Origin of the sequence: Mycobacterium sp. E136 (assembly GCF_001666865.1) — a bacterium.
Classification (GTDB): domain Bacteria; phylum Actinomycetota; class Actinomycetes; order Mycobacteriales; family Mycobacteriaceae; genus Mycobacterium.
This window is the reverse complement of the sequence record NZ_LZJE01000349.1, coordinates 1-24,926: the sequence shown is the minus strand read 5'-3', so window position 1 is coordinate 24,926 and position 24,926 is coordinate 1. Positions and strand designations below refer to the sequence as shown.

Annotated in this window: 26 protein-coding genes, 3 tRNA genes and 1 pseudogene; 18 read left to right on the top strand and 12 right to left on the bottom strand. The window is 67.9% G+C overall.

What is annotated here, in order from left to right; all coding sequences use genetic code 11:
- Window positions 1-51 precede the first annotated feature (51 nt).
- The 4 genes from A5698_RS23295 to A5698_RS23280 all read right to left on the bottom strand — a co-directional run bounded on the left by A5698_RS23295 (window position 52) and on the right by A5698_RS23280 (window position 1,290).
- Window positions 52-465 (bottom strand): MmcQ/YjbR family DNA-binding protein, encoded by a 414-nt coding sequence (locus A5698_RS23295; RefSeq protein ID WP_068301707.1) that lies wholly within the window; start codon window positions 463-465, stop codon window positions 52-54.
- Window positions 458-961, bottom strand: a complete 504-nt coding sequence (locus A5698_RS23290) for a metallophosphoesterase family protein (RefSeq protein ID WP_068301702.1) — start codon at window positions 959-961, stop codon at window positions 458-460. The genes A5698_RS23295 and A5698_RS23290 overlap by 8 nt, the downstream gene beginning before the upstream one ends.
- A gap of 118 nt (window positions 962-1,079) precedes the next feature.
- Window positions 1,080-1,152, bottom strand: a tRNA-Arg gene (locus A5698_RS23285).
- Window positions 1,153-1,198: 46 nt separating this feature from the next.
- Window positions 1,199-1,290: transfer RNA gene (locus tag A5698_RS23280), tRNA-Ser, on the bottom strand.
- Between the two features lie 83 nt (window positions 1,291-1,373).
- Here A5698_RS23280 and hisC point away from each other — a divergent pair.
- Entirely contained in the window at window positions 1,374-2,429 is a 1,056-nt protein-coding gene (gene hisC / locus A5698_RS23275; protein WP_068301700.1) for a histidinol-phosphate transaminase, read from the top strand.
- Window positions 2,426-2,887 (top strand): DUF4334 domain-containing protein, encoded by a 462-nt coding sequence (locus tag A5698_RS23270; RefSeq protein WP_068301694.1) that lies wholly within the window; start codon window positions 2,426-2,428, stop codon window positions 2,885-2,887. The genes hisC and A5698_RS23270 overlap by 4 nt, the downstream gene beginning before the upstream one ends.
- Before the next feature lie 2 nt (window positions 2,888-2,889).
- Here A5698_RS23270 and A5698_RS23265 read toward each other — a convergent pair whose 3' ends face one another.
- Entirely contained in the window at window positions 2,890-3,468 is a 579-nt protein-coding gene (locus A5698_RS23265; RefSeq protein WP_068301692.1) for a TIGR03086 family metal-binding protein, read from the bottom strand.
- A gap of 41 nt (window positions 3,469-3,509) precedes the next feature.
- Between A5698_RS23265 and A5698_RS23260 the strand changes: the two genes are divergently transcribed.
- From A5698_RS23260 to A5698_RS23245, 4 genes are all read left to right on the top strand, one after another.
- Window positions 3,510-3,947 (top strand): hypothetical protein, encoded by a 438-nt coding sequence (locus A5698_RS23260; protein ID WP_068301689.1) that lies wholly within the window; start codon window positions 3,510-3,512, stop codon window positions 3,945-3,947.
- A 31-nt stretch (window positions 3,948-3,978) separates the two neighbouring features.
- Window positions 3,979-4,794 (top strand): crotonase/enoyl-CoA hydratase family protein, encoded by an 816-nt coding sequence (locus tag A5698_RS23255; protein ID WP_068301686.1) that lies wholly within the window; start codon window positions 3,979-3,981, stop codon window positions 4,792-4,794.
- Window positions 4,795-4,946: 152 nt separating this feature from the next.
- Window positions 4,947-6,047, top strand: coding sequence for a type III polyketide synthase (locus A5698_RS23250; protein ID WP_502688981.1), 1,101 nt, complete (start codon window positions 4,947-4,949; stop codon window positions 6,045-6,047).
- A 9-nt stretch (window positions 6,048-6,056) separates the two neighbouring features.
- Window positions 6,057-6,560, top strand: a complete 504-nt coding sequence (locus tag A5698_RS23245) for an isoprenylcysteine carboxyl methyltransferase family protein (protein ID WP_068301683.1) — start codon at window positions 6,057-6,059, stop codon at window positions 6,558-6,560.
- A 16-nt stretch (window positions 6,561-6,576) separates the two neighbouring features.
- On the opposite strand, the gene A5698_RS23240 is transcribed toward A5698_RS23245, so the two are convergent.
- Together A5698_RS23240 and A5698_RS23235 are read right to left on the bottom strand one after the other, a co-directional pair.
- Window positions 6,577-7,488, bottom strand: coding sequence for an NAD-dependent epimerase/dehydratase family protein (locus A5698_RS23240; RefSeq protein ID WP_068301681.1), 912 nt, complete (start codon window positions 7,486-7,488; stop codon window positions 6,577-6,579).
- Window positions 7,488-7,898: a hypothetical protein gene (locus A5698_RS23235; protein ID WP_068301678.1), complete on the bottom strand. Its 411-nt coding sequence runs from the start codon at window positions 7,896-7,898 to the stop codon at window positions 7,488-7,490. The genes A5698_RS23240 and A5698_RS23235 overlap by 1 nt, the downstream gene beginning before the upstream one ends.
- Window positions 7,899-7,983: 85 nt before the next feature.
- Between A5698_RS23235 and pdxR (A5698_RS23230) the strand changes: the two genes are divergently transcribed.
- A complete protein-coding gene (gene pdxR / locus A5698_RS23230; RefSeq protein ID WP_231967502.1) occupies window positions 7,984-9,339 on the top strand; it encodes a MocR-like pyridoxine biosynthesis transcription factor PdxR in 1,356 nt (451 codons plus the stop codon).
- A gap of 1 nt (window position 9,340) precedes the next feature.
- Here the strand turns inward: pdxR (A5698_RS23230) and A5698_RS23225 are convergent.
- Together A5698_RS23225 and A5698_RS23220 are read right to left on the bottom strand one after the other, a co-directional pair.
- Window positions 9,341-9,427: transfer RNA gene (locus A5698_RS23225), tRNA-Ser, on the bottom strand.
- 47 nt (window positions 9,428-9,474) lie between these two features.
- Window positions 9,475-9,987: a MarR family winged helix-turn-helix transcriptional regulator gene (locus tag A5698_RS23220; RefSeq protein WP_068301676.1), complete on the bottom strand. Its 513-nt coding sequence runs from the start codon at window positions 9,985-9,987 to the stop codon at window positions 9,475-9,477.
- A gap of 78 nt (window positions 9,988-10,065) precedes the next feature.
- Between A5698_RS23220 and A5698_RS23215 the strand changes: the two genes are divergently transcribed.
- Window positions 10,066-11,040, top strand: a complete 975-nt coding sequence (locus A5698_RS23215; protein ID WP_068301674.1) for an NAD(P)H-quinone oxidoreductase — start codon at window positions 10,066-10,068, stop codon at window positions 11,038-11,040.
- A 6-nt stretch (window positions 11,041-11,046) separates the two neighbouring features.
- On the opposite strand, the gene A5698_RS23210 is transcribed toward A5698_RS23215, so the two are convergent.
- Window positions 11,047-12,243: a cysteine desulfurase-like protein gene (locus A5698_RS23210; RefSeq protein ID WP_068301670.1), complete on the bottom strand. Its 1,197-nt coding sequence runs from the start codon at window positions 12,241-12,243 to the stop codon at window positions 11,047-11,049.
- 417 nt (window positions 12,244-12,660) lie between these two features.
- Between A5698_RS23210 and A5698_RS23205 the strand changes: the two genes are divergently transcribed.
- The 4 genes from A5698_RS23205 to wzm are packed head-to-tail and all read left to right on the top strand — an operon-like array spanning window position 12,661 to window position 15,691.
- The gene (locus A5698_RS23205) at window positions 12,661-13,164 is read left to right on the top strand and encodes a bacterial proteasome activator family protein (protein ID WP_068301667.1); all 504 of its coding nucleotides are present in this window, start codon (window positions 12,661-12,663) and stop codon (window positions 13,162-13,164) included.
- A 9-nt stretch (window positions 13,165-13,173) separates the two neighbouring features.
- Window positions 13,174-13,965, top strand: coding sequence for a galactan export ABC transporter ATP-binding subunit Wzt/RfbE (gene wzt, locus A5698_RS23200; protein ID WP_068301664.1), 792 nt, complete (start codon window positions 13,174-13,176; stop codon window positions 13,963-13,965).
- On the top strand, window positions 13,962-14,864 hold the full coding sequence (gene glfT1 / locus A5698_RS23195) for a galactofuranosyltransferase GlfT1 (RefSeq protein WP_068301661.1): 903 nt from the start codon (window positions 13,962-13,964) through the stop codon (window positions 14,862-14,864). Before wzt ends, glfT1 begins: the two co-directional genes overlap by 4 nt.
- The gene (wzm, locus tag A5698_RS23190) at window positions 14,861-15,691 is read left to right on the top strand and encodes a galactan export ABC transporter permease subunit Wzm/RfbD (protein ID WP_067086540.1); all 831 of its coding nucleotides are present in this window, start codon (window positions 14,861-14,863) and stop codon (window positions 15,689-15,691) included. The genes glfT1 and wzm overlap by 4 nt, the downstream gene beginning before the upstream one ends.
- Before the next feature lie 5 nt (window positions 15,692-15,696).
- On the opposite strand, the gene A5698_RS23185 is transcribed toward wzm, so the two are convergent.
- A complete protein-coding gene (locus tag A5698_RS23185) occupies window positions 15,697-16,170 on the bottom strand; it encodes a carboxymuconolactone decarboxylase family protein (protein WP_068301658.1) in 474 nt (157 codons plus the stop codon).
- 49 nt (window positions 16,171-16,219) lie between these two features.
- On the opposite strand from A5698_RS23185, the gene pdxR (A5698_RS23180) reads away from it, so the two are divergent.
- The 6 genes and pseudogenes from pdxR (A5698_RS23180) to A5698_RS23155 form a co-directional block, all read left to right on the top strand.
- On the top strand, window positions 16,220-17,638 hold the full coding sequence (gene pdxR / locus A5698_RS23180) for a MocR-like pyridoxine biosynthesis transcription factor PdxR (protein WP_068301734.1): 1,419 nt from the start codon (window positions 16,220-16,222) through the stop codon (window positions 17,636-17,638).
- A 50-nt stretch (window positions 17,639-17,688) separates the two neighbouring features.
- Window positions 17,689-18,087, top strand: coding sequence for a GtrA family protein (locus tag A5698_RS23175; protein WP_067294618.1), 399 nt, complete (start codon window positions 17,689-17,691; stop codon window positions 18,085-18,087).
- A gap of 69 nt (window positions 18,088-18,156) precedes the next feature.
- The gene (gene dprE1 / locus A5698_RS23170) at window positions 18,157-19,557 is read left to right on the top strand and encodes a decaprenylphosphoryl-beta-D-ribose oxidase (protein ID WP_068301655.1); all 1,401 of its coding nucleotides are present in this window, start codon (window positions 18,157-18,159) and stop codon (window positions 19,555-19,557) included.
- Between the two features lie 13 nt (window positions 19,558-19,570).
- Window positions 19,571-20,353, top strand: coding sequence for a decaprenylphospho-beta-D-erythro-pentofuranosid-2-ulose 2-reductase (gene dprE2 / locus A5698_RS23165; protein WP_068301652.1), 783 nt, complete (start codon window positions 19,571-19,573; stop codon window positions 20,351-20,353).
- Window positions 20,353-22,224, top strand: coding sequence for a galactan 5-O-arabinofuranosyltransferase (locus tag A5698_RS23160; protein ID WP_197506867.1), 1,872 nt, complete (start codon window positions 20,353-20,355; stop codon window positions 22,222-22,224). Before dprE2 ends, A5698_RS23160 begins: the two co-directional genes overlap by 1 nt.
- Before the next feature lie 11 nt (window positions 22,225-22,235).
- Window positions 22,236-24,725, top strand: a pseudogene (locus A5698_RS23155) (arabinosyltransferase domain-containing protein); the annotation flags it as partial.
- Here the strand turns inward: A5698_RS23155 and A5698_RS29625 are convergent.
- Window positions 24,623-24,883 carry an arabinosyltransferase C-terminal domain-containing protein gene (locus tag A5698_RS29625; protein ID WP_231967503.1) on the bottom strand — a complete coding sequence of 87 codons (261 nt, stop codon included), beginning with the start codon at window positions 24,881-24,883 and terminating at the stop codon, window positions 24,623-24,625. The pseudogene A5698_RS23155 and the gene A5698_RS29625 overlap by 103 nt on opposite strands.
- Window positions 24,884-24,926: the final 43 nt, after the last annotated feature.

Below are 24,926 nucleotides of genomic sequence, written 5' to 3'. Positions count from 1 at the left end.
GCGCAGACTATCGCCGCGGGCACACTGGCGAAGTGATACGCGTGATCTCGGCTAGCCAGGGTGTTCGGCCAGCCACCGGTCGGCCCGGCGTTTGGAAGCGCGGGAGAGCCACGCGTCCTGGATGAGCTCGGTCAGCTCGACCTTGCCGATCTCACGTAATCGGCTGGCGCGCAACAGGACCGAAGGATGACCTTCGAAACGGTCGGTGGTGAAGAACGGTGAACCGGGATCTTGGATCAGCGCCAGCTTGTCCATCTCCGATTCCACCCAGATCATGATCACATCGGCGTAGCGTTCGCCGGTCTCCGGATCCTCGGCGTCGGGCTGAGGCGTGCGGAAGAACACGAACGACTTGCCTCCGACCTGGTAGATCGCGTTGCCCTTGGGACCCTCGATGCGCGTGACGTGCGGCATGGCCGCGGCGATCTCGTGCACGTCGGCCACCCGCGCCGGACGGTCACGCATGGCGGTCCACGGGGTGCAGGATGACGTTGAACAACGTGCCCTTGCGCACCGTGGCGGTCATGTACGTGCAGTGCGGTTGACGCCGCCGGTCGGTCGGAGAGCCCGGATTCAGCAGTCGCAGCCCGGTTTTCGCGGTGGTGTCCCAGGGGATGTGGCTGTGGCCGAAGACCAGCACATCGGTCTCGGGATAGGCCTTGGCCATGCGGGCCTCACGGCCGGTCGCCGCGCCGGTTTCGTGCACGACGGTGAACCGCAGCCCGTCGAGCGTCACGTCGGCCCGTTCGGGCAGCCGGCGCCGCAACTCGGCACCGTCGTTGTTACCCCAGCAGCCGACCAGACGCCTGGCGCGGGCCTCCAGCGCGTCCAACAGCGCCGGGTCCACCCAGTCGCCTGCGTGCACGACGACGTCGGCTTTCGTCACTTCATCCCACACCCGCGAGGGCAGGTCCTTGGCGCGCTTGGGGACATGAGTATCGGCGATCAACAACAGCCGCACTGTTCCCAATCTAGTGGGCGGCGCAATCGGCGTGCCCGGAGGCCGCGCCGAACGCACGGTTGTGTGCACATATCGCGGGTAGCAGCGCGAACAAGCACGGGCTCGAGGGAAGAAAAAGCGCGCCCGAAGGGATTCGAACCCCTAACCTTCTGATCCGTAGTCAGATGCTCTATCCGTTGAGCTACGGGCGCATGGTCGATCTGCAATGTTCAATTGTTCGGCTGACGGTGTCAGCCGTGGCGGAGGCGAGAGGATTTGAACCTCCGGTCGCCTTTGAGGGCGACAACTCATTAGCAGTGAGCCCCATTCGGCCGCTCTGGCACGCCTCCTGACGATTACCGCCGATCCGACAGCGTACACATGGCCTACCGCGCGAGGCAAAGCGCATTCGGCCGACCCATAAACTGGTGCGGTGACCGTCCGGCTGCGTCCCGAACTGGCTGATTTGCCCGCCTACACCCCCGGCAGGACGGTTCCGGGCGCAATCAAGATCGCCAGCAACGAAACGGTCCATCCCCCGCTGCCGAGCGTGCGGGCCGCGATCGAGGATGCCATCGGCAACATCAACCGCTATCCCGACAACGGCTACGTCGAGCTTCGCGAGCGGCTCGCCAAGCACGTCAACTTCGCCCCCGAGCACATCTCGGTGGGTTGCGGATCGGTCAGCCTGTGCCAGCAGCTGGTCCAGATCACCTCGACCGTCGGCGACGAAGTCCTCTTCGGGTGGCGCAGCTTCGAGATCTATCCGCTACAGGTACGCACCGCGGGAGCCACGCCCGTACCGGTGCCGCTCACCGACCACACCCACGACCTCGACGCCATGCTGGCCGCGATCACCGACCGCACCCGGCTGATCTTCGTGTGCAATCCCAACAACCCGACGGGCACGGTCGTCGCACCCGAGGCGCTCGCCCGCTTCGTCGCCGCGGTGCCGCCGCACATCGTGATCGCACTCGACGAGGCCTATGTCGAGTACATCCGCGATCCGATGGTTCCCGACAGCTTCGGCCTGGTCCGCTCGCACCCCAACCTCGTTGTGCTGCGGACGTTTTCGAAGGCCTACGGCCTGGCCGGCCTGCGGGTGGGCTACGCGGTGGGCGACCCGGATCTCATCACGGCGCTCGGTAAGGTGTACGTGCCGTTCACCGCGACCAGCGTGTCGCAGGCCGCCGCCATCGCGTCGTTGGATGCCGCAGACGAGCTTCTCGAGCGCACCGCCGCGGTGGTCGCCGAACGCCACAGGGTCACCGACGCACTGCGCGCCGCCGGCTACACCGTGCCCGACTCGCAGGCCAACTTCGTCTGGCTGCCCCTGCCCGGGCGCGCGCAGGAGTTCGCCGAGGCGTCGGCGGACAACCGCATCATCGTGCGCCCCTACGGTGAGGACGGAGTGCGCGTCACCGTCGCCGCCACGCACGAGAACGACGCGTTCCTCGAGTTCGCCAGCCGATGGATAGGACAGCAATGAGCGATGCCCGCGAGACCTTGGACGAGCTGATCGCTCGCACCGGCGCCCTCTCCGACGCTGAACTCGACGACTTCTGGACGACTCTGCAGCCCGCCACCATCGACTTCATGATCGGCGAGTGGAAGGGCGGCGAGTTCCACACCGGTCACAAGGCGAACGGGTTCATGGAGCGACTCAACTGGTTCGGCAAGACCTTCCACTCGGCAACCGACGCCAAGCCCCTGGTGTGCCTGGACGCCGACGGCAACAAGTTCTCCAACACCGAGGCGATGAAGGGCGAGGCCAGCCTGTGGATGGAGGAGTTCCGCGGCGAGGTGACGGCCTCGATGGTGTACGACGGCGCGCCGGTGCACGACCACTTCAAGGTCGTCGACGAGAACGCCGTCGTCGGCATCATGAACGGCAAGGGTGCGCTCGACGGGGGCCGACACCTGTACTTCTACCTCGAGCGGGTGTAGCGCTAGGCCTGCCGGCCGGTGTAGGCGAGCAGCCGCGTCAGCGCATCGGCGTCGGCGCCGACGTCGATCGGGTCGTCGAAGCCGGCGTTGGCGCGCCCCTCCGGCGTGATGATCTTGCGCGCCAGGCCCAGCACGTAGTCGGACAACGACTCGGGGGCGGTGACCTTGCGTCCCACCGCCTCGGAGTAGTCCCACGCGTGCACCAGGAACTCCAGCGACAGGATGCCGACCATCACCCGGGCCGGCACCTCGTTGCCGCCGAACTCCACGGTGCCGTCCAGCCCCCGGCGCTGCCAGGCGTCCAGCGCCGAGCGGGCCGCGAACACCACCTGCTGCTCGATCGGCGCGTCGCGGTCGCGCTCGGGTGACTCCGCGCCCGCCATCGCGCCGAGAATCGCGATGGAGTTGAGCAGGTGGTCGGTCAGCGCCGCCACGTCGAACTCTCGGCATGGTGTCTGCTGGTGCAGATCGTCGGCGGCGATGCCGTGCAGCACGTGCTGCAGCACGGAGAACGATTTCTCCGCCGCTCGCAGTTCATCGGTCGGCGGTGATTCGGGTCCTGCACGCAAGTCATCGGGCATGACGCCACGCTACGTCGCGGTGGGGCGTTATCGTTGCCGGGATGAGGACGCACGTGCGAGTGGCGGCGGCGGTGCTGGTCTTCGCCGGTGTCGCGGCGGGATGCTCGCGCACCACCGAGGGATCCGTCGCGATGACGACCGAACCCGGGCCACCGTTGACCACCTCGCCGACGCGGCCGACATCACCGTCGATCCCGGGGCTGCCCGACATCGGGCTGCCCGACATTCCGCTGCCGACGCGCAACACCGACGTCCCGGTGGTCCCGGCGCCGCCGAACGCGCTGTCGATGAAATGCGACGAGTACAACGGGCTCGACGAGGCGACCCAGGTCGCCGTCATCCGCGAGATCCTCAACCAGGAGGGCAACCCGCTGGGCCCCGACGGTGAGGGCATCGGCCAGATGCTGGTCGACGCCGCGTGCCAGTTCCTGCCCAGCGCCACGGTGAACGAGGTTCTGCTGGGCAAGCCGCCGGGGTGACCGCGGGGCCGACCAACTAGCGTGTTGGCCCATGGGCGAGACCTACGAATCCGTCACCGTTGACATCTCCGATCACGTCGCACGCGTGACGCTGATCGGGCCGGGCAAGGGCAACGCCATGGGCCCGGCGTTCTGGGCAGAGCTGCCCGACGTGTTCGGCTCGCTCGACGCCGACCCGGAGGTCCGCGCCATCGTGCTGACCGGCTCGGGCAAGAACTTCAGCTACGGGCTCGACCTGGTCGCGATGGGCGGCAGCCTGCCCGGCCTGGACTCCGGCGCCAAGGGCCGCCTGGAGTTCCACACCACGCTGCAGAAGATGCAGGGCGCCATCAACGCGGTCGCAGACTGCCGCACCCCCACCATCGCCTCGGTGCACGGCTGGTGCATCGGCGGCGGCGTCGACTTGATCAGCGCCGTCGACATCCGCTACGCCAGCGCCGACGCGAAGTTCTCCGTGCGCGAGGTCAAGCTGGCGATCGTCGCCGACGTGGGCTCGCTGGCCCGGCTGCCGCTGATCCTGTCCGACGGGCACCTGCGCGAGCTGACCCTCACCGGCAAGGACATCGACGCCGCGCGGGCCGAGAAGATCGGTCTGGTCAACGACGTGTACGACGACGCCGACGCCTCACTCGCCGCGGCGCACGCGACCGCGGCCGAGATCGCCGCCAACCCACCCCTGACGGTGCACGGCATCAAGGACGTGCTCGACCAGCAGCGCATCGCCAGGGTGTCGGAGAGTTTGCGCTATGTGGCAGCGTGGAATTCGGCGTTCCTGCCGTCGAAGGATCTGGGCGAGGCGGTCAAGGCGATGTTCGAGAAGCGTCCTCCGAAGTTCGCCGGCGAATAGCGTTGACTCGCAGCACATTCCCATCGCTTTCCCCGCTTCTCATCAGGAACTAGGCGTACAGAATCCGTTCGGCCGCAACGGATTTCAGTAAAAATCCTGTGCGATGCGTCACCTCGGGCAACGATCCTGCCCGCAGCGGCGTTCAGCACTACATGACTGATACAACTCACTTCGCGTCGCTTGACAGCAATGCGGTTCAACGAATCGGTGCGCCCCGTATCGGGGGCACAGCGGTGGCCTTCACCTCGAATCGCTACGAGCAGGCCGAGGTCGCGGCGATGCTCACCAGCGTCGGCGGCCCGGAGTTCATCCGCTTCGCGGAGACCAGCGGCGTGCAGAGCCGCAGTCTCTCGCTGCCACTGTCCCGTTACCCGGAACTGTCGGGGTTCACCGAGGCCAACGACGCCTACATCGAGGTCGCCGCCGATCTCGGTGAGCGGGCCGTGCGCTCGGCGCTCGAAGCCGCTCACGTCAATGCCGAGGAGGTCGACGCCATCGTGTTCGTGTCGAGCACCGGCGTGGCCGTGCCCACCATCGACGCAAGAGTGGCGTCACGGATTGGCCTGCGACCCGACGTCAAACGCATCCCGCTGTTCGGGTTGGGTTGTGTCGCAGGCGCTGCCGGCATGGCCCGTGTGCACGACTACCTGAGAGGTTTTCCTTCCGACGTCGCGGTTCTTCTCTCGGTGGAACTGTGCTCACTTACGTTGCAGCGCAACGACACATCGATTCCAGCGCTGATCGGTGCCTGCCTGTTCGGTGACGGCGCGGCGGCGGTGGTGGTCTCGGGTGCGGACCGCGTCCCCCCGACGATCGCGCACGCGCCCGCAGTCCTGGCGACCAGGAGCCGACTGTTCCCGGACACGGTCGACGTGATGGGGTGGAACATCTCGTCGGACGGCTTCGGGCTGGTGATGTCGCGCGAGGTCCCCCACATGGCCGCGAACCATCTCTCGGAAGAGGTCACCGCGTTCCTCGGCGACCACGGGTTGACCGTGGCGGACATCTCCACGTGGATCTGTCACCCCGGCGGGCCCAAGGTGCTCGACGCGATCGACACCGCGCTCGGCCTGCCCCCGGAGGCGAACACCCAAAGCCGGAACTCGATGCGGGAGAACGGAAACTTCTCGTCCGCGTCGGTGCTCGACGTGCTGCACCGCACGCTGGCCTCACCACCCGCGCCGGGATCGTTCGGCGTGCTGCTCGCCATGGGGCCGGGCTTCAGCTTCGAGATGCTCCTGCTGAAGTGGTGAGGACCGGACATGGCGTACTACTTGTTCATCGTCGCGATCGGGCTCGAACGGCTCGTCGAACTGGCGGTGTCACGACGTAACAAGCGGTGGTCCCTTGCCAACGGCGGCAGGGAGTTCGGGCAGGGCCACTATCCGGCGATGGTGTCGATGCACACGCTGCTCCTGGTGTCCTGCATCGTCGAGGTGGCCACGCTGCACAGGCCGTTCATCCCCGCGCTCGGCTGGACGATGGTGGCCGTCGTGTGCGCGAGCACGGCGTTGCGGTGGTGGTGCGTAGCGACTTTGGGCAAGCGGTGGAACCCGCGGCTCATCGTCATTCCGGGCGCACCGCTCGTAGACCGCGGTCCGTACCGCTGGCTGCACCATCCGAACTACACCGCGGTGGTGGTCGAGGTGGCGGCGCTGCCCCTCGTCCATTCGGCGTGGCTGACCGCGATCGTCTTCACCGTGGCCAACGCACTGGTGCTCAACGTCCGCATCCGGGCCGAGAACGCGGCGCTGGGTTACGCGTAGTAATCGGACCGGGGAGTCAGACCCTCGCGACGGGCGTCCATCCGAGTTCGGCCTTGGCCTTGGCGTTGGACAGCGGCAGCCAGGTATCGCCGAAAGCGGTGACGCCGTAGGGCGCAGCGACCTTGAGCACCGAACGCGGAATGCGTAGCTGCCGAGGGCGTCCCAACTTCTCGGCCATCTCCTGGAGATAGCCGTTGAACGACTGCGGCCGATCGTCGACGATGTTGTAGATCTGGCCGTCCCGCCCGCGGTCGAGCGCATTCGCCGTGGCCTTGGCGACGTCGTCGATGTGGATCCACGACGTGATTCCGTGTCCACCCATGTCGAGCCTGACCCGCCACTTGGCCATCCGCTCAAACATCTCGTCGTGCGGCACCCCGGGGCCGTAGAAGGCGCCGTAGCGCAACACGATTCCCTCGGTGTCGCTGTGCTCACTCGAGGTCAGCACGGCCTGTTCCATCGCTCGCATCGCGCCGAGCATGGCGTCACCGCCCTTCGGGGGCGGACCGGGATAGGGGTCCGACTCGTCGATGATCGCCGGGCCGGTCGTCGGATAGCCGTACGCGAAGATCACCGATTCGGCGACGACGCGCCGCACCCCGGCACGTTGCGCGGCCGCCAGCAGGTTCGGCGCACCCGTGCCCCACAGCTTCCTCGCGGGTTCGAAGTCCTTGACCCGCATGGGTCCCCGCTTCGGCAGCGTGGTCAACAGCGACACCACGGCCTCGGGGCCGACATCGGCGACCACCTTGTCGATGTCGTCGGGGTCGAACACGTCGGCGACGACGGCTTTGGCACCCGCAGCCGTGATCGCCGCGGTTTTGGACGACGACCGGGTCAGCCCCACGACCTCGTGGCCGCGGTTGTTCAGCTCGCGCAGCAGGGGAAGACCCGGCACGCTCGTCGCACCGGCTACCAGAACTCGCATCATGGCCTCCTATCGGTAATGACGCTGGCGCGCAGGGCAATCGCCAGGATCGCGGTGGTGACCACCAGACCGCCCGCTTCCAGCCAGCCGATCCAGTCACCCGCGCCGTGGTGCGGGTCGATGAGGTGGCTGATCGCGTGCAGCGCCCAGTGCAGCGTCGCGAACGCCAGCGCCGGAGTGCGCCAGCTGCGCCACCGCACCGCCGCGAGCAGCATGAGCCCCTGCGGCACCTCGAACGTGGCGTTGTCGAAGATGTAGTGGTCGTTGCGCACACCGAAGTAGCCCAGGGTGTCGAAGAACGCACCGGGGGCGAACATCATGAACAACCCCACGGCAAGGGCGTAGAGCCCGAAGACGATCAGCGTCACCTCGACCAACCCGGCCCTTGTGCGCGTCGGCGTCGTTGTCATACCGTCACGCTAGTTCGTTACTGGCCTCAAGATAGGCACCACTTTGATAGCGGAATCGGGTACCACTTCCGGGCCGGAGCTTCTGGTGGAGCTGGACCGCGGCGCCATCGACCCGCTGCACCGCCAGTTGGCCGATGGTCTGCGGACCGCCATCAGGACGGGGCGTCTCGCACCGGGGACGCGGCTGCCCTCCAGCCGCGTGCTCGCCGCCGACCTGGAGGTGTCCCGGCGACTCGTCGTCGACGCCTACAGCCAGCTCGTCGCCGAGGGCTTCCTGCTGAGCAGGCACGGATCGGGGACGGTGGTGGCGACCGTCGATGCCGTCGAGGCACCCGCGCGCGGCGACGACCTGCCTACCGCCCGCTACGACATCGACTTCCTGCCGGGCTCACCGGATCTGCGGAGCTTTCCGCGCGACGCCTGGCTGCGGGCGCTGCGCCAGGGACTGGCCGAGATCGAGGCGGACGCGTTCGGGTACGTCGCGCCCCAGGGGCTGCTCACGGCCCGCGCCGCGGTGGCCGACTATCTGCGACGCGTCCGTGGTGTGCTGGCCGACCCACAGCACATCGTGCTCTGCTCGGGTGCGACCCAGGCCGTGGCGTTGCTCGCCCGGACACTGCCGGCGTCGACGCTGGCCATGGAGAACCCCGGATTCTGGCTGCATCGGATGGTCCTGCGCGACAACGGGATCGAGCCCCGCCCGGTTCGGGTCGATGAGAACGGGCTCGACGTCGGCGTCCTGGCCGCCACCGGCGCCGACGCCGTGCTCACCACGCCGGCGCACCAGTCCCCGACCGGGGTCGTGCTGTCGGCGGCGCGGCGCACCGAGGTGATGGACTGGGCGCGGGCCGGCAACCTGGTCATCGAGGACGACTACGACGCCGAATACCGTTATGACCGTGCACCCGTCGGTGCTCTGCAGGGAATCGCGCCCGACCGCGTCGTCTACATCGGCTCGACGAGCAAGACGCTGGCACCCGGTCTTCGCATCGGCTGGATGGTGCTGCCCGCGCACCTCGTCGGGGCGGTCAAAACGGCGAAAGGCCTTGCGGACACGGGAAGTTCGGTGATGGACCAGCTGGCGTTCGCGCAGCTGCTGAGGTCTGGCGGCTACGACAGGCACCTGCGCCAGATGCGCCGCCGCTACCTGACCCGACGCAACGCGCTGCTCGGAGCGCTGGCCCGGCACCTGCCGCAAGCGAGGGTGCTCGGAGCGGCCGCCGGTGTCCACCTCACCGTGCGCTTCCCCGACGGCTTCCCGGTCGGCGAGCTGGTGCGAGGCGCGGCCGAGCGACGGGTGCGGGTCGAACCACTCGCGCCGTGCTACGCCGACCCCGCCTCGGCGCCGCCGGGACTGCTGCTCGGCTACGCCAACCTCACTGAGTCACAGATCGATTCGGGTGTGCGGCTGCTCGCGCGCATCGCCCACCGCGTCGCATGAGCGGTGGCGGAGGGATTTGAACCCCCGGACGGTGTTAGCCGTCTCTCGCTTTCAAGGCGAGTGCATTAGGCCGCTCTGCCACGCCACCGCCGACAAGAGTACGGGGCGGCGATTCCCGCCGCGACGGGGAATCCCTCAGACCCGGCCGAGCTTGGCGTTCGTCGACCCGTTCTTGAGCGCGACGCTGATGCGCCTGCAGTTCTCGCCCATCGCCGCGACCTGGGGCCGCGACAACCGGTCGAGGAAGTGCGCCCGCACGTTCTCGGCGTAGGTGGTCATCGCGTCGCGCACCGCGGTCCGTCCGTCGTCGGTGATGCTGGCGAGGACGCCGCGGCCGTCGTCGGGGCTGGCCCCGCGTTTCACCAGGCCCTGCATCTCCAATCGACGGATCTGCCGGGTGACCCGGCTGGGCAGCGACATCAACGCCTCGGCGAGGTCGCCCATCCGGGCCGATCCCCTCGGCGACTTGTCCAGAATGTCCAGCAGCCTGACGTCGTTGAGCGTCAGGTGATGCTTATCCACCAGCGACCGGTTCAAGGTCGCGTATAGCCGCAGAGCGGCGTCCAGAAAATTTTGCCAGGATCGCTGTTCGGCTATGTCCAGCCCTGGCATGTCCCCCGCGGTACGACCCGCAATAATCCCCTCCATTCGGCAATAGTAAACGGCGATGACATTGCTGGCGACCGATTCGTCACAGTGTTCTCGCAGGCTAGTAGCGTTATTTGAATGCATGCGATCGTGGCCGGGCCGGAAGGCCGATTGAGCTGGCAAGAAGTTCCCGACGTCGCGCCCACCGACGGCGAGGTGTTGATCAAGGTGGCCTCGGCGGGCATCAACCGCGCCGATCTGCTGCAGGCCGCGGGCAAATACCCCCCGCCACCCGGCGCCAGCGAGATCCTCGGGCTCGAGGTCTCCGGAACGGTCGCCGCGGTCGGCGGTCAAGTGTCGGATTGGGCTGTCGGGCAACAGGTCTGCGCGTTGCTGGCGGGCGGGGGCTACGCCGAGTACGTGGCCGTCCCGGCGGGACAGGTGACGACGATTCCCGAGTCGGTGTCGCTGCACGAGGCCGCGGGACTGCCGGAGGTGGCCTGCACGGTGTGGTCCAACTTGGTCATGACGGCCGGCCTGTCGTCCGGCCAACTGGTCCTCGTGCACGGCGGCGCCAGCGGCATCGGCACCCACGCCGTGCAGGTGGGGCGCGCGCTCGGCTGCCGCGTGGCGGTGACGGCGGGCTCGGCCCACAAGCTCGACCTGTGCGCCGAGCTCGGCGCCGAGGTGACGATCAACTACCGCGACGAGGACTTCGTCGAGCGGGTCAAGGCCGAGGGCGGCGCCGACGTGATCCTCGACATCATGGGAGCGGCCTACCTCGACCGGAACATCGACGCACTCGCGTCCGACGGCCGGCTCGTGATCATCGGGATGCAGGGCGGGGTTAAGGCCGAGCTCAACATCGGCAAACTGCTCGGCAAGCGGGCCGGCGTCATCGCGACGGCGCTTCGCGCGCGTCCGGTCAGCGGCCGCGGCAGCAAGAGCGACGTCGTCTCCGAGGTGGTGGCCAACGTGTGGCCGATGATCGAGAGCGGTCAGGTTCGGCCGATCATCGGCGCCGAGTACCCGGTGCAGGAAGCCGGCGCGGCGCACGAGCTGCTGCAGTCCGGCGAGGTGTCCGGGAAAGTTCTTCTGCGCGTTGCCGATTAGCGGCGGTCACCCCAGCGAGGCCAGCGCGCGAACCAGCTGATCGACCTCGGCGGTGGTGGTGTAGTGCGCGAGCCCCACCGTCACCGCGCCGCCTACGTCGTTGACGCCGATCACGTCGAGCACCCGCGAACTCGCGTTCGAGATCGCCAGAATCCCGTTGTCGGCCAGGCGCTGCACCACACGATCGGCAGGCACGTCATTGACCGCGAAACTCAGTACGGGAATTCGTGATTCGGGTTGACCGATTACCATGACGGTCGACAGCGAACGCAGCGAGATCAGCAGGTAGTCGAACAACCGGCTCATGTAGGCGTTCGCCGAGTGCATCGAGATCCCCAGGCGTTCCCGGCGCGTGCCGTGCGCGTTCTCGTCGAGCGAGGCCAGGTACTCGATGCTGGCCACCACGCCGGCGAGCAGGCCGAACTGGTGTGCACCGACCTCGAGCCGCGCAGCACCGGTCGCGTTCGGGTTGAGCGACACCGAAACGAAGGAGTCGATGAGCGACGGATCGCGAAAGACCAACGCGCCGATGGGTGGACCGCCCCACGCCAACGCATTGACCGCCACCACGTCGGCGTCGATCTCGTCGATGTCGATCAACTGGTAGGGGGCGGCCGCTGAGTGGTCGACGACGACCATCGCGCCCTGATCGTGGGCCAGCTTCGTCACCGCGCGCAGGTCGGTCACGGTGCCCAGAGTCGAAGAGGCCGAGGTGATTGCGACCAACCGGGTCGGCCTGGTGAGCAGGCTCTCCCACTGCCAGCTGGGCAGCTCGCCGGTCTCGATGTCGACCTCGGCCCATTTCACTTTGGCGCCATAGCGATTGGCCGCACGCAGCCACGGTGCGATGTTCGCTTCGTCGTCGAGACGGGTGACCACCACCTCGTAACCGAGACCGACACGCGACGACGAGGCATCGGCCAGCGAGGTCAGCAGGATCGACCGGTCGGCGCCGAGGACGACGCCGCGGGGATCGGCGTTGACCAGATCGGCCACGGCCAACCGTGCGGCCTCCAGCACCGCGGCGCTGCGTTGCGCGGACGGGTGCGGACCCACCGGCGTGGGCATCGAACCGCGGAACGCGGTGGACACCGCGCGGCCCACGGTGTCGGGCAACAACATGCCGTTCTGGGCGTCGAACCGCACCCATCCGTCGCCCAGGGACGGGTGCAGACCGCGCACCCGGGCGACGTCGTATGCCATGCCAGCCCACCTTCGAGAGTCCGTGAGTTCACAAACCGACACGATTCTGGCCGATACTCGGCCCGACCCGCCATGTCGGACTGGGTCTGCTGGGCAGCCATACTAGTCCAGTGACCTTGACGATCGGAGGGCTAAACCCGTTGTCGTTGCTGGTCAGCCCGACAGCGTCCGCTACTCGCGCCGGCGGGTTAACGAGACAACTTGTTCGGACTGATAGCCGTCCGTGCTGGCGTTTGCTCGATGGTCCGGGATGATTCGCCGACGGATTTGCGGTGACGGGCGCCACGTTGCCCGTGCGCGACGCGGCGACCGGCCCACGCGCGACGGGACTAATCTCGCTAGGTGGTCGGCGATCGAGGGCGGGATCGCGGGACCCCAGCGACGAATGGCGTGGAGATTAGAGGGAACGCAGGGAGTATGACCGACGACGACAACATCGAGATCATCAGCGGTGAGAGCACGAACGCCGACAATGACGAGGAGAAGGACGGCAAGTCCCTGACCGACCTCGTCGAGCAACCGGCGAAGGTGATGCGCATCGGCACCATGATCAAGCAGCTGCTCGAGGAGGTGCGGGCGGCACCGCTCGACGACGCCAGCCGCACCCGGCTGCGCGAGATCCACCGCACGAGCATCACCGAACTCGAGGAGGGGTTGGCCCCCGAACTTCGCGACGAGCTCGAGCGGCTCACGCTGCCGTTCACCGAAGAGGGCGTGCCGTCGGACGCCGAGCTGCGGATCGCGCAGGCACAGCTGGTGGGCTGGCTGGAGGGCCTGTTCCACGGAATCCAGACGGCGCTGTTCGCCCAGCAGATGGCGGCCCGCCAACAGCTGGAGCAGATGCGGGGCCAGGGTGCGCTGCCACCCGGGGTGGCGGTGCGTGGCGGCGCGTCCCATCCGGGGACCGGGCAGTACCTGTAGGGGCAGGCGTTGAGCCCGCACATCGAGACCCGCAACGCGTGGGTGGAGTTCCCGATCTTCGATGCGAAGTCCCGCTCGCTGAAGAAGGCATTCCTGGGCAAGGCCGGCGGCGCCATCGGACGCAACGACTCCAACGTCGTGGTCATTGAGGCGCTGCGGGACATCACCATGTCGTTGGAACTCGGCGACCGCGTGGGTCTGGTGGGGCACAACGGCGCGGGCAAATCGACCCTGCTGCGACTGCTGTCGGGCATATACGAGCCCACTCGCGGGGTGGCCACCGTCCGCGGCCGGGTGGCGCCGGTGTTCGACCTGGGCGTCGGAATGGATCCCGAGATCTCCGGATTCGAGAACATCATCATCCGCGGGCTTTTCCTGGGGCAGACGCGCAAACAAATGCTGGCCAAGGTCGACGAGATCGCGGAGTTCACCGAGCTCGGTGACTACCTGTCGATGCCGCTGCGCACCTACTCGACCGGCATGCGGGTGCGCCTGGCGATGGGCGTGGTGACCAGCATCGATCCCGAGATCCTGCTGCTCGACGAGGGCATCGGCGCCGTAGACGCCGAGTTCCTGAAGAAGGCGCAGACCCGGTTGGCCGAACTGGTCGCGCGCTCCGGGATCCTGGTGTTCGCCAGCCACTCCAACGAGTTCCTTGCCCGGCTCTGCAACACCGCGATGTGGATCGACCACGGCACGATCAAGATGACCGGCGGCATCGAGGACGTCGTGCGCGCCTACGAGGGCGAGGACGCCGCCCGGACCGTCAGGGAAGTCCTCGAAGAGACGCGCCACGGATGACCGAGACCGTGTGCGCGGTGGTGGTCACCCACCGTCGTCCCGACGAACTGGCCAAATCACTGGAGTCGGTGTCGGCGCAGACTCGCGTCCCGGACCAGCTGATCGTCGTGGACAACGACGACGATCCCCGCGTCGCCGAGCTGGTCGCCGCGCAGCCGATTCCCACCACCTATCTCGGGTCGCAGCGAAACCTCGGTGGTGCAGGTGGTTTCGCGCTGGGCATGCTGCACGCGCTGGCCTCGGGCGCGGACTGGATTTGGCTGGCGGACGACGACGGGCGCCCCGCCGACTCGGAGGTGTTGGGCACGCTTCTGAAATGCGCTGCGCGCCACGGTCTTGCCGAGGTCTCACCCATGGTCTGCGACATGACCGACCCCGGGCGGCTGGCCTTCCCGTTGCGTCGCGGCCTCGTGTGGCGCCGCCGGGTCGACGAACTGCGCACCGATTCCGGCGGAGATGTGTTGTCCGGCATCGCCTCGCTGTTCAACGGCGCGCTGTTCGCCGCCTCGACGCTCGAGGTGACCGGCGTACCGGACCTGCGGCTGTTCGTCCGCGGCGACGAGACCGAACTGCACCGCAGGCTGGTCCGCTCCGGTCTGCCGTTCGGCACCTGCCTGGACGCGGTCTACCTGCATCCGCAGGGCGGCGACGAGTTCAAACCGATCCTCGGCGGCCGGATGCACACGCAGTACCCCGACGACGAGCGCAAGCGGTTCTATACCTACCGCAACCGCGGTTACCTGTTGTCGCAGCCCGGGTTGCGACGGCTGCAGCTGCAGGAGTGGGCCCGCTTCGGCTGGTTCTTCCTGGTGTCGCGGCGCGACCCCGCCGGGCTGATGGAGTGGATTCGGTTGCGCCGCAAGGGCCGCAAGGAGAAATTCGGGAGGCTCGGATCGTGACGTTCACCGACGCCGCCGCGCAGTCGCGGACGATGGGCCGGGCCTGGGGCGACCTCGTCGCCGGCTTCGGCAAGCACGAACTGTGGTTGCACCTCGGCTGGCAGGACATCAAACAGCGCTACCGCCGTTCGGTGCTGGGGCCGTTCTGGATCACGATCGCCACCGGCGCGACCGCGGTCGCGATGGGCTTGCTCTACTCGAAACTGTTCAAACTCGAGCTGTCCGAACATCTTCCGTATGTCACGCTCGGCCTGATCGTGTGGAACCTGATCAACGCGGCGATCCTCGAGGGCGCCGACGTGTTCGTGGCCAACGAGGGGCTGATCAAACAGCTGCCCACACCGCTGTCGGTACACGTCTATCGGCTGGTGTGGCGACAGATGATCCTGTTCGCGCACAACATGATCATCTTCGTGATCATCGCGATGATCTATCCCAAGCCGTGGAAATGGACGGACCTGGCGGTGATCCCCGCGCTGGGCTTGATCGTCCTCAACTGCATCTGGGTGTCGCTGTGCTTCGGGATCCTGGCCACCCGCTACCGCGACATCAGCCCGCTGTTGGTCAGCCTGGTGCAGCTACTGTTCTTCATGACGCCGATCATCTGGAACGAGTCCACCCTGCAACAGCAGGGCGCGGAACAGTACGCCAAGGTCGTCGAGCTCAATCCGCTACTGCACTACCTCGACATCGTCCGCGCCCCGCTGCTGGGCGCCGACCAGGAACTGCGGCACTGGCTCGTGGTGATCGTGCTGACGGTGGTCGGCTGGATCTTCGCGGCGTTCGCGATGCGCCAGTACCGCGCCCGCGTCGCGTACTGGGTGTAGACCGATCAGCCCAGCGCCGCACGCGGTGCCTGCCGGATCGTCACGTTGATCCGGTTCCAAGCATTGATCGTCACGGCCATCGCGATGACCTGCCCGAGTTCGCGTTCGGTGAAGACCTCGGCGGCCGCGGCATAAATATCGTCGGGAACATGGCCGTCGTGCAGGTCAGTGATGGCCTCCGTCAGCGCCAGCGCCGCACGCTCGCGCTCGGAGAACAGGTCACCGGCCTCCTGCCAGGCCGCGACGAGGTCGAGCTTCTGCTGGTCGATGCCGTGCTTGCGGGAGTCGCGCAGGTGCATGTCGAGGCAGAACGCGCAGTGGTTGATCTGCGACGCGCGGATCTTGATCAGCTCGCCGAGTTCGACGTCGACGTCCTTGGCCGACACCCTGCTCAGCGTCAGCATCGCCTCGAGCAGCTCCGGTGACGTCTTGTAGATCTTGATTCTGTCGACGGTTTCTCTGTCCAATGTCTGTGTCATACCGTCGACGCTAGTGCGCAATGGCCCATCGGCGTGGTTCAATTCGGTCATGACTTCGTGGGCCAATATGCCCACTCGCGACCTCCATCTGAACTTGCGCGAGCGGATCACCCCGGGTGCCCGCGGCGCGCGGGAGCTGCTGCTCGGCGCACTGCGTGACGCGGTGCGCTCGGGGCGGCTGAGCCCCGGCACGCTGCTGCCGCCCTCGCGCAGCCTGGCCGCCGACCTCGGAGTAGCCCGCAACACGGTGGCCGAGGCCTACGCCGAACTCGTGGCCGAGGGGTGGCTCGCGTCGCGGCAGGGTGCAGGTACGTGGGTGGTCAACAACGCGGGTGCCGCGGCCCCGGCACAACCGCGCGGTGTGCGGTCCACACCGCGCCACGACCTACGGCCTGGCTCACCCGACGTCGCGGAGTTCCCCCGCGCACAATGGGTGGCCGCGACACGTCGCGCGCTGACCACGGCGCCGACCGAGGCGCTGCGCATGGGCGATCCGCGCGGACGCCCCGAATTGCGGCAGGCCATCGCGGACTACCTCACGCGTGCGCGCGGGGTCCGGACCTCACCGGAGGCGGTGGTCATCTGTGCGGGCGTCCGGCACGGCGTCGAGGTGCTCACCCGAGTGCTTCACGGCGACCGCCCGATCGCGGTAGAGGCCTACGGGCTCTTCATATTCCGCGATGCGGTCGCCGCGCTGGGCGTGCCGACGGTCCCGATCGGCGTCGACGAGCACGGGGCGGTTGTCGGCGAGCTCGACGGCCTCGACACCCCCGCGGTGCTTCTCACCCCGGCCCATCACAACCCGCTCGGTGTGCCGCTGCACCCATCGCGGCGCACCGCGGTCGTCGACTGGGCTCAGCGCACCGGCGGCTACGTGATCGACGACGACTACGACGGCGAATTCCGCTACGACCGCCAGCCGGTCGGCGCGTTGCAGGCGCTGAGCCCCGACCACGTGATCTATCTCGGCTCGGCCAGCAAGAGCCTGTCGCCGGTGCTACGCCTGGGCTGGATGGTGCTGCCCGCCGACCTTGTCGACGCGGTGGTCGAGGCCTACGGCGGGGACCAGTTCTACGTCGACGGCATCGCGCAGTTGACCATGGCCGAATTCGTCACCAGCGGCTGCTACGACAAGCACATCCGGCGTATGCGGATCCGATACCGGCGACGCCGCGACGCCCTCGTCGATGCACTGGGCGGTTTCGACATCGGGATCAGCGGGCTCAACGCCGGCCTGAACGTGCTGCTGACCCTGCCCGAGGGCGCCGAGCACGAGGTGGTGCAGCATGCCGGCGAGGCAGGCATTGCGCTGCAAGGGCTTTCGGCCATGCGTCATCCGCTGGCGGGGCCGGAGGTGCCGCAGCTCGACGGTGTCATCATCGGCTTCGGCACGCCCGCCGAGCATGCGTTCGCCGCGGCTGTCGAGGCGCTCTGCGACGTTCTGACATCCAGCGGGCTGTCCCGCTGATCAGGATGGCGCGCGTTTCACCGTAAGCTGCCCGGGTGGCCGAGCCCCCGATGCAACCCGCCTTGAGCCTGGGCACCCAGATCTGGCGCTTCGTCGTCACCGGCGGATTCTCGGCGGTTGTCGACTTCGGTCTCTACGTGCTGCTCTACCGGGTCGGCGGCGTGCAGCCCGACCTGGCCAAGGCTCTCGGCTGGGTCGCCGGCACCACGACGGCGTACATGCTCAACCGGCGCTGGACCTTCCAGGCGCCGCCGAGCCACGCCCGGCTGGCCGCGGTGTGGGCGCTCTACATCACGACCTTCGTCGTGCAGGTCGGGCTCAACCACCTGTTCCTGGACCTTCTCGACTACACGCCGACCGCGGTCGTCGTCGCGTTCGTGATCGCCCAGGGCACCGCGACCGTGATCAACTTCGTCATCCAGCGCGCGGTCATCTTCCGCCTGCGGTAGCCGGGCGCTCGTGCCGAGCTGAATTGCGGTGCACCGGGGCGCCGACGAGGGCACGGTACCCTCGTTGCGATGTCCGAGAACCTGCCGACGACCTCGCGTGCCCTGACCGGCTTCGGTCGCACCGCACCGTCCGTCGCGCAGGTGCTGACCACCCCGGACATCGAGCTGATCGCGCAGGCGGTCCGCGAGGCCGCCGACCGCAGCGCATCCAGCCCGGCGTTCCTGCACCGGGGCGTCCTGGCGCGCGGGCTGGGCCGCTCCTACGGCGACCAGGCGTGCAACGGCGGCGGCCTGGTCGTGGACATGACCGCGCTGCACAAAATCCATTCGATCAGCGCCGAGACGGCCGTGGCCGACGTCGACGCGGGCGTCAGCCTCGATCAGCTGATGAAGGCGGCGCTTCCGTTCGGGCTGTGGGTGCCCGTCCTGCCCGGCACCCGCCAGGTCACCGTCGGCGGGGCGATCGCCTCGGACATCCACGGCAAGAACCACCACAGCGCGGGCAGCTTCGGAAACCACGTGCTGTCGATGGACCTGCTGATGGCCGACGGGGAGGTACACACCCTCGCCCCTGACGGGCCGGACGCCGAACTGTTCTGGGCGACGGTCGGCGGAAACGGCCTCACCGGCATCGTGCTGCGGGCCCGAATCGCGATGACGCGCACCGAAACCGCGTACTTCATCGCCGACGGCGTCTCCACCAACGACCTGGACGAGACCGTCGCCGTCCACCTCGACGGCAGCGAGGACCGCTATACCTACTCCAGCGCGTGGTTCGACCTGATCAGCCCGCCTCCGAAACTGGGCAGGGCGGCGATCAGCCGCGGCAGCCTCGCGACGCTCGATCAGCTGCCGCCGAAGTTGGCCAAGAATCCGCTCAAATTCGATGCGCCACAGCTGCTCTCGGTGCCGAACATCTTCCCGGTCAGCGCGATGAACAAGCTCTCGTTCATGGCGATCGGCGAGGTGTACTACCGGCTCGGCGGGACGTACACCGGCAAGATCATGAATCTGTCGCAGTTCTACCACATGCTGGATCTCGTCAGCGGGTGGAACAATGCCTACGGCCCAGCGGGTTTCGCGCAACATCAGTTCCTGGTGCCGCCCGACGCGCTCGAGGAGTTCAAGGCGATCATCCGTTGGATCCAGACGCGGGGACACTATTCGGCGCTCAACGTGTTCAAGCTGTTCGGCCCCGGGAACCGGGCGCCGCTGAGCTTTCCGATGGCGGGCTGGAACGTGGCGATGGACTTCCCGAACAGGCCCGGGGTCAACGAATTCCTCAACGAACTCGACGAGCGGGTCATGGAGTTCGGTGGGCGCGTGTACACCGCGAAGGACTCCCGGGTCAGCGCGGAGAGGTTCCACAAGATGTATCCCAGGATCGACGAGTGGATCGCCGTGCGCCGCAAGGCCGACCCGAACGGCGTCTTCGCATCCGATATGGCCCGACGCTTGGAGCTGCTGTAGATGGTTCACAAAAATGGTTCTTGACGCCGTAGGTAACCCACAGACCATCCTGCTGCTCGGCGGGACATCGGAGATCGGCCTGGCGATCTGCGCGCGCTATCTGCGCAACGCGCACGCCCGCATCATCCTCGCTGATCTGCCGGGCCATCCGCGCAAGGACGAGGCCATCGCCGCGATGACCGAGGCCGGGGCCAAGTCCGTCGAGTGGATTGACTTCGACGGCACCGACACCTCGGGTCACCGCGATGTCATCGACAAGGCATGGAGCGGTGGCGATGTCGACGTTGCGATCGTGGCCTTCGGCCTTCTCGGCAACGCCGAGGAACTGTGGCATGACCAGGCCAAGGCCGTGCAGATCGCGCAGATCAACTACACCGCAGCGGTTTCGGTCGGTGTCCTGACCGGCGAGAAGATGCGGGCCCAGGGCTTCGGGCAGATCATCGCGATGAGCTCGGCGGCCGGCGAGCGGGTGCGGCGGTCCAACTTCGTGTACGGCTCCACCAAGGCCGGACTCGACGGCTTCTACCTCGGCTTGGGAGAGGCGTTGCGCGAGTTCGGTGTTCGGGTGCTGGTGATCCGCCCCGGACAGGTGCGCACCACCACCACCATCGAACACTGGAAGTCCACCGGCGCCAAGGAAGCGCCGTTTACCGTCGACAAAGAAGACGTCGCCGAACTCGCAGTCACGGCGGCGGCCAAGGGCAAGGAACTGGTATGGGCGCCGGGAGCGTTCCGGTACGTGATGATGGTGTTGCGCCACATCCCGCGGCCGATCTTCCGCAAGCTACCCATCTGATGCGTGACGGCTCGCCGGCCCTGCCCATCAAGGTCGCCGGCCAGATGGTGGCGGCCGCCGCGGTGGCGGTCGTCGTCGCCGTGGTGTCGCTGGCCGCGATCGCGCGGGTGGAGTGGCCCGCCTACAACTCCTCCAATCAGCTGCACGCCCTGACCACGGTGGGCCAGGTGGCCTGCCTGGCGGGGCTGTTCGCGAGCGGATGGGTATGGCGACGGGGCCGCCGCCTGCTCGGCAAGGCCGCGGGCACGGTGTTCTTGTCCGCGTTCGCGGTGGTGACGCTGGCGATGCCGCTCGGGGCCACCAAGCTGTACCTGTACGGCATCTCGGTCGACCAGCAGTTCCGCACCGAGTACCTCACCCGGCTCGCCGACAGCGCCGCGCTGCGCGACATGACCTACATGGGCCTGCCGCCGTTCTACCCGCCCGGCTGGTTCTGGATCGGCGGGCGCCTGGCCGCGCTGACCGGAACGCCGGCGTGGGAGACGTTCAAACCGTGGGCGATCATCTCGATCACCGCCGCGATCGCGGTGGCGTTCGTGTTGTGGGCGGCCATGATTCGCTTCGAGTACGCGCTCGTGGTGACCACCGCGACCACCGCCGCCACACTCGCGTACTCCCCTGCCGAGCCCTACGCCGCGATCATCGCGGTCCTGCTGCCGCCGGTTTTCGTGCTGGCGTGGTCGGGGTTGCGCGGAGGGACCCGTAACAGCGGGTGGGCCGCCGTTGTCGGCACCGGGCTGTTCCTCGGCGGAGCCGCACTGTCGTACACGCTGCTGTTCGCCTACGCCGCCTTCACCCTCGCGATCATGGGTGTGCTGCTCGCGGCCGCGCGCAGGCGCATCGAACCGCTGCTGCGGCTGACTGTCATCGCGGTGATCTCGGGCGCCATCGCGCTCGTCGGCTGGGCCCCGTACCTGATCGCCGCGATCTCGGGCGAGCCCGCCGACTCCGGAACCGCCCAGCACTACCTCCCGACGGACGGCGCGCAGCTGGAGTTCCCGATGCTGCACTTCACGCTCCTCGGGGCGCTGTGCATGCTCGGCACGCTGTGGCTGGTCTGGCGGGCGCGCTCGTCGACGCGTGCGGGGGCGCTCGCGATCGCCGTGCTCGCGGTCTACGCGTGGTCGCTGCTGTCGATGCTGACCACACTGGCGGGCACCACCCTGCTGTCATTCCGGCTGAATCCCACGCTGACCGTGCTGCTGACGGCCGCGGGTGCCTTCGGCTTCATCGAGGTCGCCCGCGCTGTCGCGGCGCGCGTGCGGCCCGAGAACACGCGACGCGTCATCGCGGCGGCCGCCGCACTGGGCATGATCGGCGCCGTCACGTACAGCCAGGACATCCCCGACGTGCTGCGCTCCGACATCGTCGTCGCCTACACCGACACCGACGGCTACGGACAGCGGGCCGATCGGCGACCGCCGGGTGCCGAGCGCTACTACCGGGAGATCGACACCAAGATCACCGAGGTGACCGGCCGTCCGCGCGACGAGACCGTCGTCCTGACCGCCGACTACAGCTTCCTGTCCTACTACCCGTATTACGGTTTTCAGGGACTGACCTCGCACTACGCCAACCCGCTCGCACAGTTCGACAAGCGCGCCGAGGCCATCGAGGGCTGGGCCACGCTGACCGAGGCCGACGACTTCATCGAGGCGCTCGACTCCCTGCCGTGGGAGCCGCCGACGGTGTTCCTGATGCGCCGTGGCGCCGACGACACCTACACGTTGCGGCTGGCCTCCGACGTGTATCCGAACCAACCCAACGTCCGGCGCTACCACGTCGCGCTGGACGAGGCGTTGTTCGACGACCCCCGCTTCGAGGTCTCCAGCATCGGCCCGTTCGTGCTGGCGATCCGGAAGCCCAATTAGGATCGAACGCCGTGGTCGGTGAAGCCGGGGTCGGGGCGAACCATCGGACGGTGCGGCTGGTAGCCATCGTTGCCGGGTTGCTCGGCGCGCTGCTGGCGATCGCGACGCCGTTGATGCCGGTCACGCAGACCACCGCGCAGCTGAATTGGCCGCAGAACGGCGTGCTGCGCAGTGTCGACGCGCCGCTCATCGGCTACGTCGCGACCGACCTCGAGATCAGCGTGCCGTGCCGCGCGGCGGCCGGGCTGGCCGGCGGTCGCACGGTGCTGCTGTCGACCGTGCCCAAACAGGCGCCCAAGGCCATCGACCGCGGCCTGCTCATCGAGCGGGTCAACAACGACCTGCTGGTGATCGTCCGCAACACCCCGGTGGTCAGCGCGCCGCTGGACCAGGTGCTCAGCCCGCAGTGTCAGCGGCTGACCTTCACCGCCCACGCCGACAAGGTGACAGGCGAGTTCGTCGGCCTCGTGCAGGGACCGGGGCGGATTCCGAGCGAGGATCCCGGCGAACCGCTGCGCGGCGAACGCGGCGGCTACGACTTCCGGCCGCAGATCGTCGGCGTCTTCACCGACCTCAGCGGTCCGGCGCCGCCGGGCCTGGAGTTCTCCGCGACCCTCGACACCCGGTACAGCACCTCGCCGACGCTGCTCAAGACGTTGGCGATGATCGTCGGGGTGGCGTTGACCCTCATCGCGCTGGTCGCGCTGCACCTTCTCGACGTCGCCGACGGCCGCGGCGTCAGACGGTTCCTGCCCCCGCGGTGGTGGACGCTGCGGCCGCTGGACGGCGTGGTCACCGCGGTGCTGGTGTGGTGGCACTTCGTCGGCGCGAACACCGCCGACGACGGCTACATCTTGACGATGGCGCGGGTGTCCGAGCACGCCGGCTACATGGCGAACTACTACCGCTGGTTCGGCACCCCTGAATCGCCGTTCGGCTGGTATTACGACCTGCTGGCGTTGTGGGCGCACGTGAGCACGCACAGCGTGTGGATGCGCCTGCCGACGCTGGTGATGGGACTGGCGTGCTGGTGGGTGATCAGCCGCGAGGTGATCCCGCGACTCGGCCATGCGGTGAAGTCGACGCCGGCGGCGGCGTGGACGGCGGCGGGCCTGTTCCTGGCGTTCTGGCTGCCGCTGAACAACGGGCTGCGCCCCGAACCGATCATCGCGCTGGGCATCCTTCTCACGTGGTGCTCGGTCGAGCGGGGCGTGGCCACCAGCAGGCTGCTACCCGTCGCGATCGCGATCATCATCGGCGCGCTCACGCTGTTCTCCGGCCCGACCGGTATCGCGGCGATTGGCGCCCTATTGGTGGCGGTCGGACCGCTGAAAACCATTGTTGCCGCGCATGTTTCCCGTTTCGGATACCTCGCGCTGCTGGCGCCGATCCTGGCCGCGGCGACCGTGACGATCATCCTGATATTCCGGGACCAGACGCTGGCCGCCGAACTGCAGGCCAGCACCTTCAAGTCCGCGGTCGGGCCGAGCCTGAGCTGGTTCGACGAGCACATCCGCTACGAGCGGTTGTTCACATTGAGCCCGGACGGTTCGGTCGCGCGCCGGTTCGCGGTGCTGATGCTGTTGATCGCGTTGGCCGTCGCGGTCGCGATGTCGTTGCGCAAGTTCAGGATTCCCGGCACGGCGCTGGGTCCCAGTCGTCGCATCATCGGCATCACGGTGATCTCGTTCCTGGCCATGATGTTCACGCCGACCAAGTGGACGCACCACTTCGGTGTGTTCGCCGGGCTGGCCGGGTCGCTGGGTGCGCTGGCGGCGGTCGCCGTCACCGCCACGGCGATGCGGTCACGGCGCAACCGCTCGGTGTTCGGCGCCGCGGTGCTGTTCGCGATGGCGTTGTCGTTCGCCACCGTGAACGGCTGGTGGTACGTGTCGAACTTCGGCGTGCCATGGTCGAACGCGATGCCGGAGTGGAAGTTCGGTTTCTCGACGTTCCTGCTGGGGTTGTCGGTGCTGGCGTTGATCGCCGCGGCATGGTTCCACTTCTCCGGCCGCGATTCGTCACCGCCGGGCCCGAAACGACGATGGCAGCGAATCCTGCAGGCCCCGTTAGCCGTTGCGACCTGGGTGCTGGTGGTTTTCGAGGTGCTCTCGCTGACGCTGGCCATGGTCGACCAGTACCCGGCGTGGAGCGTCGGGCGGTCCAACCTCGAAGCCCTGACCGGCAAGACGTGCGGGATGGCCCAGGACGTGCTCGTCGAGGAGGACCCCAACGTCGGCATGCTGAGACCGGTCGACACGCCGGTAGGTGAGGCGCTCGCCGCCGGAACCGCAGAAGGGTTCGCCCCCAACGGAATTCCCGCCGATGTCTCGGCCGACGAGACGATGAGCGGTCAGGGCACCTCGACCAACTTCGCCGACACCGACAGCGAAGAAGATCAGGCCGGCAACGGCGGGACCGAGGGCGGCACGACGGCCGCCGCGGGTGTCAACGGCTCGCGGGCGCGGCTGCCGTACAAGCTCGATCCGGCGAGCACACCGGCGTCGAAACGCCCTGCCGCGGAAACGACCAGCAGCGGACCGACGTCGTCGCGCGACGGCAGGCGGTACCAGGCCGAGCGCAGCTGCGCGGGCTGCTGCGTGCCGGGACGCCAGCTGCCCATGACCGGTGTGCTCGCCGGATCGAGCTTGTACGGCAGCCGCGCCCGCGAGCCGTTGACACCCGCGGCGGCCGTCGTGCCG